Origin of the sequence: Paenibacillus sp. LPE1-1-1.1 (assembly GCF_040676435.1) — a bacterium.
Classification (GTDB): Bacteria; Bacillota; Bacilli; order Paenibacillales; family Paenibacillaceae; genus Pristimantibacillus.
Window position 1 is genome coordinate 1 of sequence record NZ_JBEGHY010000009.1, and the last position, 1121, is coordinate 1121.

Below are 1121 nucleotides of genomic sequence, written 5' to 3' on the forward strand. Positions count from 1 at the left end.
GTGCTTGCTTTCGGTTACAGGGCTTTTACCTGCTCTGGCGGGCCTTTCCAGACCTCTTCGCCTACCAAACACCTTTGTAACTCCATGTGAGACGTCCTACAACCCCAAGGAGCAAGCTCCTTGGTTTGGGCTAATCCGCGTTCGCTCGCCGCTACTGACGGAATCACTATTGTTTTCTCTTCCTCAGGGTACTTAGATGTTTCAGTTCCCCTGGTATGCCTCTTACTAAGCTATGTATTCACTTAGTAGTAACTGTCCATTACGACAGCTGGGTTTCCCCATTCGGAAATCCTCGGATCAATGCCTGCTTACGGCTCCCCGGGGCGGTATCGTTGTTCGCCACGTCCTTCTTCGGCTCCTGGTGCCTAGGCATCCTCCGTGCGCTCTTACTAGCTTAACCATTTGCTCGGGTGATCGTTCACCTTCGCTTCTAATAAAAACAACTAAAGGATGTTTCAGCAATACTTTTCTTTCGTTATCCAGTTTTCAAGGTGCAATTTGATAAAAGTTCTTGGTGGAGCCAAGCGGGATCGAACCGCTGACCTCCTGCTTGCAAGGCAGGCGCTCTCCCAGCTGAGCTATGGCCCCATGTTAGGTTTACGACATCCGAGAATTTATAGTGGTGGGCCTTAGTGGACTCGAACCACCGACCTCACCCTTATCAGGGGTGCGCTCTAACCAGCTGAGCTAAAGGCCCTTAATTCTCATCGTACGTATATTAGGTGTAAAAACACCTGCTTGGCGACGTCCTACTCTCCCAAGACCCTGCGGTCTAAGTACCATTGGCGCTGGAGGGCTTAACGGTCGTGTTCGGTATGGGAACGTGTGGTTCCCCTCCGCCATCGCCACCAAACGGATGACATGACTTACATCGAAAGAGGGTTTCCGGGGCCCCCGAAAAGTAATCGGTATAAGCTGCAACGCTTATCTTCACTTTTTGGGGACTGGTTACTCTTTCAAAACTGACAACGAGTAAGCGATAAACTGCCAAGTTTATCCGAACCTCATCGGGTCCGGGTATTTCCTTAGAAAGGAGGTGATCCAGCCGCACCTTCCGATACGGCTACCTTGTTACGACTTCACCCCAATCATCTACCCCACCTTCGACGGCTAGCTCCCTT

At 50.9% G+C, this 1121-nt stretch carries 2 tRNA genes and 3 rRNA genes; all 5 read right to left on the reverse strand.

Features of this window, described 5'->3' with window-relative positions:
- Positions 1-400 (reverse strand): 23S ribosomal RNA (locus MRBLPE1_RS10530); the annotation flags it as partial.
- A 112-nt stretch (positions 401-512) separates the two neighbouring features.
- Positions 513-588: transfer RNA gene (locus MRBLPE1_RS10535), tRNA-Ala, on the reverse strand.
- A gap of 32 nt (positions 589-620) precedes the next feature.
- Positions 621-697, reverse strand: a tRNA-Ile gene (locus MRBLPE1_RS10540).
- A gap of 39 nt (positions 698-736) precedes the next feature.
- Positions 737-853: ribosomal RNA gene (rrf, locus tag MRBLPE1_RS10545) — 5S ribosomal RNA — on the reverse strand.
- A gap of 176 nt (positions 854-1029) precedes the next feature.
- Positions 1030-1121 (reverse strand): 16S ribosomal RNA (locus tag MRBLPE1_RS10550); the annotation flags it as partial.